The organism is Pseudomonas sp. SMV7, assembly GCF_052041995.1.
In the GTDB taxonomy this organism is placed as follows: domain Bacteria; phylum Pseudomonadota; class Gammaproteobacteria; order Pseudomonadales; family Pseudomonadaceae; genus Aquipseudomonas.
Genome location: NZ_JBKGGT010000009.1, coordinates 215,399 through 221,557, shown reverse-complemented (window position 1 = coordinate 221,557; position 6,159 = coordinate 215,399). Strand labels below are relative to the sequence as shown.

Sequence of the window (6,159 nt, the reverse complement as noted above, 5' to 3'; positions counted from 1 at the left end):
CCCAATATTCCTGGCTGGAGGTCTCCCATGTCACTCAGCGTCTTCGACCTGTTCAAGATCGGCATCGGCCCCTCCAGCTCCCATACGGTCGGCCCGATGCGCGCCGCTGCGCGGTTCGCCGAGGGGCTGCGGCGTGATGGCCTGCTTGCCCGTACCGCCAGCGTCAAGGCCGAGCTGTATGGCTCGCTCGGCGCCACCGGCAAGGGCCACGGCAGCGACAAGGCCGTGCTGCTGGGCCTTGAAGGCGAACACCCCGACAGCGTCGATACCGACACCATTCCCGCCCGCCTGCAGGCGATCCGCGACAGCGGCCGCATCAGCCTGCTCGGCGAGCACAGCATCGCGTTCATCGAAAAGCAGCACCTGGCGATGATCCGCAAGCCACTGGACTACCACCCCAACGGCATGATCTTCCGCGCCTTCGACGAGGCCGGCCTGCAGATCCGCAGCCGTGAGTACTACTCGGTGGGCGGTGGCTTCGTGGTCGACGAGGATGCCGCCGGCCACGACCGTATCGTCGAGGACAGCACGCCACTGCCCTACCCGTTCAAGACCGCCAAAGAGCTGCTCGGCCATTGCACTGCGCAACATCTGTCGATAAGCCAGGTGATGCTGGCCAACGAGGCAGCCTGGCGTCCGGAGGCGGAAACCCGTGCCGGCCTGCTGCGCATCTGGCAGGTGATGCAGGGTTGCGTTGACGCCGGCTGCCGGCATGAAGGCATCCTGCCGGGCGGGCTGAAGGTCAAGCGCCGGGCACCGGCGCTGTACCGCCAACTGAGCGGCCATCCGGAAGCCAGCCTGCGCGATGCCCTGTCGGTACTCGACTGGGTCAACCTCTACGCCCTGGCGGTGAACGAGGAAAACGCCAACGGCGGGCGCGTGGTCACCGCGCCGACCAATGGCGCGGCAGGCATCGTGCCGGCGGTATTGCACTACTACATGCGCTTCGTGCCTGGCGCCAATGAAGACGGGGTGGTGCGCTTCCTGCTCACCGCCGCGGCCATCGGCATCCTGTACAAGGAGAACGCCTCCATCTCCGGCGCCGAGGTGGGCTGCCAGGGCGAGGTCGGCGTGGCCTGCTCGATGGCCGCCGGGGCGCTGTGCGAGGTGATGGGCGGCAGCGTGCAACAAGTGGAAAACGCCGCCGAAATCGGCATGGAACACAACTTGGGCCTGACCTGCGACCCGATCGGCGGGCTGGTCCAGGTACCTTGTATCGAGCGCAACGCCATGGGCTCGGTGAAAGCGATCAATGCGGTGCGCATGGCCCTGCGCGGCGACGGGCAGCACTACGTGTCGCTCGACAAGGTGATCCGCACCATGCGCCAGACCGGCGCCGACATGAAAAGCAAATACAAAGAGACCGCCCGCGGCGGCCTGGCCGTCAACATCATCGAGTGTTGACCCGACAACTACAGCAAGGAGTCACCGATGTCCGAAACACTGCTCAAGACCCCGCTGCACGCCCTGCACCTGGAACTGGGTGCGCGCATGGTGCCGTTCGCCGGCTACGACATGCCGGTGCAGTACCCGCTGGGCGTGCTCAAGGAACACCTGCACACCCGCGAGCAGGCCGGCCTGTTCGATGTCTCGCACATGGGCCAGATCACCCTGCGCGGCAGCGACGCCGCCAAGGCCCTGGAAAGCCTGGTGCCGGTGGACATCATCGACCTGCCGGTGGGCATGCAGCGCTATGCCATGTTCACCAATGAGCAGGGCGGCATCCTCGACGACCTGATGGTCGCCAACCTGGGCGACGACACGCTGTTCCTGGTCGTCAACGCGGCCTGCAAGGACCAGGACCTGGCCCACCTGCAAGCGCATATCGGCAGCCGCTGCGAGGTGCAAGCGCTGTTCGAGCAACGCGCCTTGCTGGCCCTGCAAGGCCCGGCCGCAGTCGAGGTGCTGGCGCGCCTGGCCCCGGAAGTGGCGAGCATGACCTTCATGCAATTCCGCCCGGTGAAACTGCTGGGTGAAGACTGCTATGTCAGCCGCTCGGGTTACACCGGCGAAGACGGCTACGAGATTTCGGTACCGGCACACGCCGCCGAAGCCTTGGCCCGCCGCCTGCTGGCCGAGCCGCAAGTGCAGCCGATCGGCCTGGGCGCGCGCGACTCGTTGCGCCTGGAAGCCGGCCTGTGCCTGTACGGCCACGACATGAACAGCGAAACCACCCCGGTCGAAGCCAGCCTGCTGTGGGCCATTTCCAAGGTACGCCGTGCCGATGGCGCGCGAGCCGGTGGTTTCCCCGGCGACGAGGCCATCTTCAGCCAGCAGCGCGATGGCGTGGCACGCAAACGCGTGGGCCTGTTGCCCCAGGAACGTACCCCAGTACGCGAAGGTGCGGATATTGTCGATGCAGACGATAAACCGGTAGGCAAAGTGTGCAGTGGCGGTTTTGGCCCGACCCTCGGCGCACCCGTCGCGATGGGTTATATAGAAAGTGCGCAGGCGGCAATCGACACACCGCTGTTTGCTGTGGTGCGCGGCAAGAAGGTGCCCCTTAAAGTCAGCAAAATGCCTTTCGTGACGCAACGTTACTACCGGGGCTGAAACCGCTTTGTGAAGCGTGCGAGCAGGTTCGACTTATTCGTTTTCGAACCTGTTCAATAACTTTTGAACATGGCGCTAGGCCAGGCGCCACGCCGTTTCCGACAAACCGGTCGGTTATCGGCAAACGGCCGATTTTCCATACGACCAAGGGCTTGTTTTTCGCTCGGGAGTTGGCGTAGAGTCACTGCACTGTGTTTGCATGGGTCGCAACAGTTCGTGACCTGGGCCAGTAGCCGCAATCTGCTACAACCCGTTTGACGTCTCTTACTTTCCTGCAACCCAGCCCAGTAATCTTTTGCTTCCTATTTATTGCAAAAGAAACTGTCATCAAAATTCAAGCTTCATAGGAAATAAGACAATGGCTGAGCGTCAGAACGGTACCGTCAAGTGGTTCAATGACGAAAAAGGTTACGGCTTCATCACCCCAGAAAGCGGTCCGGATCTGTTCGTGCACTTCCGCGCTATCGAAGGCAACGGTTTCAAGAGCCTGAAAGAAGGCCAGAAAGTAACCTTCGAAGCAGTTCAGGGCCAGAAAGGCATGCAAGCTGACAAGGTTCAGGTTGCCGGCTAAGCCTAACCCGACTTCGAAAAAAGCCCCTGCCAAGTGCAGGGGTTTTTTTTTGCCCGTAGAATAGCCGCTTCGTTTTCTGGAGCCGCCCTGCATGTCCAAGCCTCTGCTCGTACCCCAAGGGGATTTTCCGCCAGTCGGCCTGGGCCGGCGCCTGGCGGCGATGTTCTACGACTTTCTGTTGTGCACGGCGCTGCTGATCGTGACCGCGGGTGCCTACAAGATGATCCAGATGGCGATCATCGGCGAAGCACGCATGCGCGAGCTGACCGAGGCCGGCGCGCTGGATGGCGACCCGCTGCTGTCAACGGTGCTGCTGTTCGCCCTGTTCGGCTTTTTCGCCAAGTTCTGGACCCATGGCGGGCAGACCCTGGGCATGCAGGTGTGGGGGGTGCGGGTGCAGAATGCCGACGGCACGGCCATCAGCCTGTGGCAGGCGCTGTTGCGCTTCGTGGTGTCGATCGCTTCTTGGCTGTGCCTGGGGCTGGGTTTTTTCTGGGCGCTGATCGACAAGCGCAAGCGCGGCTGGCATGACATCTATTCGGAGAGCCAGCTGGTGCGGGTGCCGAAGCAGAAGAAATGAGCTGAGACCTGTATTGCCTGCTTCCGGCCTATTCGCGGGCGTGCCCGCTCCCACAGGAACCTCACAAGCCCCGGGGACTGTGATGAACCTGTGGGAGCGGGCACGCCCGCGAAGAAGCCAACACAAATGCCAGCAAAAAGCCGACCCTGAGGTCGGCTTTTTTGTACAGTTCAGGCCATTACCCCGCCCGGCGCAACAACCACATCCCTGCCAACGCACAGATGCCGGCCGGAATCACCACCGCCAATAGCGGCGGGAAGCCGAACACCTGGCTCGATGGCCCCAGCAGGTCCTGGGCGATGCGGAACACGAAGCCCACCAGCACACCGGTGAACACCCTCTGGCCAAGGGTCACCGAACGCAGCGGGCCGAAGATGAAGGAGATCGCCATCAGCACCAGCGCCGCGGTCACCATCGGTTGCAGTACCTTGGTCCAGAACGCCAGCCAGTAACGGGCGTTGTTCAGGCCCTGGTCGGACAAGTAGTGGATGTAATCCCACAGGCCGGTAATCGACAGCGACTCAGGGGCCAGGATCACGGTATTGAGCAACTGCGGGGTGAGCGAAACGTCCCAGCGCTCCTGTGGCGTATTCACCACTTCGGTGTGGTCGCCACGGAAGAACGTGGTGCGCACGTCGGCGAGCAGCCAGTGATCGTCCTGGTACTGGGCACGGCGGGCGAAACTCGAGGTGACGATCTTGCGTTCGCTGTCGAAGCGGTAGCGGGTCACGCCCAGCAGCAGACCGTTGGGTTGCACCGCGTTGATGTGCACGAACTCGTCACCCTGGCGGTGCCACATGCCGCGCTTGGAGCTTTGCGCCTCGCCGCCACCCTGGGCCAGCGAACGGTCGGCCTGGGCCTTGTTCTCGGTTACCGGAGCCACGTATTCACCGATCAGCAGGCCGACCAGCATCAGCACCAGCATCGGCTTCATCACCGCCCAGACGATGCGGCCGATGGATACCCCGGCCGCACGCATGATGGTCAGTTCGCTGCTGCTGGCCAGGCTGCCGAGGCCGATCAGGCAACCGATCAGGGCCGCCATCGGCAACATTTCGTACAGACGCCGTGGCGCGGTCAGCAGGACGAAATTGCCCGCCTCCATCACCGTGTAGGTATCGCTCAGGTCGCTCATCTCATCGATGAAGGCGAACAGCGAGGCCAGTCCAAGAATGATCCCGAGCACGGCGAGGATCGCCAGCAGCACGCTCTGGCCAATGTAACGGTCGAGCTTAGCCATGGGCCACCTCCGCACGGCGGGCGGCGCGCTTCAGGCGCAGCGGCTCCCAGTACATCAGGCCCAGGCCGATCAGCAGGAACAGGCCGTGGACCCACCACATGCCCAGGGCGATCGGCAACTTGCCCTTCTCGAGGGCGCCGCGTGCGGAAATCAGCATTGTCAGGTAGGCCATGTACAGAAGAATTGCCGGCAGCAGCTTGAGGAAGCGGCCCTGGCGCGGGTTGACCCGCGACAGCGGTACCGCCAGCAGGGTGACGACGAACACCAGGATGGGCAGCGACAGCCGCCATTGCAGCTCGGCACGCTCACGCAGGCCCTTCTTGCCGATCAGTTCGGAGGTAGGAATGGCTTCGCGCTCGGTCACTTCCTCGCTGACTTCCGGCTTGGGCAGCAGCACGCCGTAGGTATCGTACTTGATGGCGCGGTAGTCGGCCTGGCCCGGGTTGCCGTCGTAACGGTAGCCGTTTTCCAGCACCAGGTAACGGTTGCCGTCGGCCTGGATTTCCTGGTGGCCGCGTTCGGCGACCAGCACCGACGGCGCGCGGTCCTTGGTCTTGTCCTGGTTGAAGCGCTTCTCGGAGATGAACACCCCGGCCAGGTTGATACGGTCGTCAGACAGCTGTTCGGTGTAGGTCACCCGCGAGCCGTCGCGCAGCGTCTGGAAGCGGCCCGGCACCAGGGTATCGAATTCGGTCAGGGCGTCCTGCTGGCTGATGATCTGCTGCACCTGGGCGACGCCCAGTGGCGCCAGGCTCAGGCTCAGCCAGGCCACCAGCAGGGCGACCAGGGCGGCCGGTGCCATGGTCAGGCCGAGCAGGCGCTGCTGGCTCATGCCAGTGGCCGAGAGCACGGTCATCTCGCTTTCCAGGTACAGGCGCCCGTACGCCAGGAGAATGCCGAGGAACAGGCCCAGTGGCAGAATCAGCTGCAGGAACCCCGGCAGACGGAAGCCCATGATCAGGAACAGCACGCTCGGGTCGAGCACGCCCTGGGCGGCCTGGGCCAGGTACTTGATGAAGCGCCCGCTCATGATGATCACCAGCAGCACGGCGCTGACGGCGCTCAAGGTCACCAGGACCTCGCGGGACAGATAACGAAAGACGATCAAACCAGACACTCCTGGGTTGTCAGGGCGGACTGCCAAGCAATGGCGCCAGACAATGACTTAGTACATCCAAGACCAATGCCGGTTCGCCAAAGGCGAACCTCCATGTA

At 63.3% G+C, this 6,159-nt stretch carries 6 protein-coding genes; 4 read left to right on the top strand and 2 right to left on the bottom strand.

Annotation, left to right across the window (positions count from 1 at the left end):
- Nucleotides 1-27 precede the first annotated feature (27 nt).
- The 4 genes from ACLEJP_RS13870 (at nucleotide 28) to ACLEJP_RS13855 (ending at nucleotide 3,704) form a co-directional block, all read left to right on the top strand.
- Entirely contained in the window at nucleotides 28-1,404 is a 1,377-nt protein-coding gene (locus tag ACLEJP_RS13870) for an L-serine ammonia-lyase (protein ID WP_440807165.1), read from the top strand.
- A gap of 27 nt (nucleotides 1,405-1,431) precedes the next feature.
- Entirely contained in the window at nucleotides 1,432-2,553 is a 1,122-nt protein-coding gene (gene gcvT / locus ACLEJP_RS13865) for a glycine cleavage system aminomethyltransferase GcvT (RefSeq protein WP_440807164.1), read from the top strand.
- Between the two features lie 358 nt (nucleotides 2,554-2,911).
- On the top strand, nucleotides 2,912-3,124 hold the full coding sequence (locus tag ACLEJP_RS13860; RefSeq protein WP_003257941.1) for a cold-shock protein: 213 nt from the start codon (nucleotides 2,912-2,914) through the stop codon (nucleotides 3,122-3,124).
- A 91-nt stretch (nucleotides 3,125-3,215) separates the two neighbouring features.
- Complete coding sequence (locus ACLEJP_RS13855; protein WP_440807161.1) at nucleotides 3,216-3,704, top strand: RDD family protein; 489 nt, start codon at nucleotides 3,216-3,218, stop codon at nucleotides 3,702-3,704.
- A 178-nt stretch (nucleotides 3,705-3,882) separates the two neighbouring features.
- Here ACLEJP_RS13855 and lptG read toward each other — a convergent pair whose 3' ends face one another.
- Together lptG and lptF are read right to left on the bottom strand one after the other, a co-directional pair.
- Nucleotides 3,883-4,944, bottom strand: a complete 1,062-nt coding sequence (gene lptG, locus ACLEJP_RS13850; RefSeq protein WP_170028429.1) for an LPS export ABC transporter permease LptG — start codon at nucleotides 4,942-4,944, stop codon at nucleotides 3,883-3,885.
- A complete protein-coding gene (lptF, locus tag ACLEJP_RS13845; RefSeq protein WP_440807158.1) occupies nucleotides 4,937-6,052 on the bottom strand; it encodes an LPS export ABC transporter permease LptF in 1,116 nt (371 codons plus the stop codon). The genes lptG and lptF overlap by 8 nt, the downstream gene beginning before the upstream one ends.
- Between the last annotated feature and the right edge of the window lie 107 nt (nucleotides 6,053-6,159).

Excerpts from the sequence above, each read along its gene's own strand:
- lptG (WP_170028429.1), bottom strand. The coding sequence starts at position 4,944 with ATGGCTAAGCTCGACCGTTACATTGGCCAGAGCGTGCTGCTGGCGATC.
- ACLEJP_RS13860 (WP_003257941.1), top strand. The coding sequence starts at position 2,912 with ATGGCTGAGCGTCAGAACGGTACCGTCAAGTGGTTCAATGACGAAAAA.
- ACLEJP_RS13870 (WP_440807165.1), top strand. The coding sequence starts at position 28 with ATGTCACTCAGCGTCTTCGACCTGTTCAAGATCGGCATCGGCCCCTCC.
- gcvT (WP_440807164.1), top strand. The coding sequence starts at position 1,432 with ATGTCCGAAACACTGCTCAAGACCCCGCTGCACGCCCTGCACCTGGAA.
- ACLEJP_RS13855 (WP_440807161.1), top strand. The coding sequence starts at position 3,216 with ATGTCCAAGCCTCTGCTCGTACCCCAAGGGGATTTTCCGCCAGTCGGC.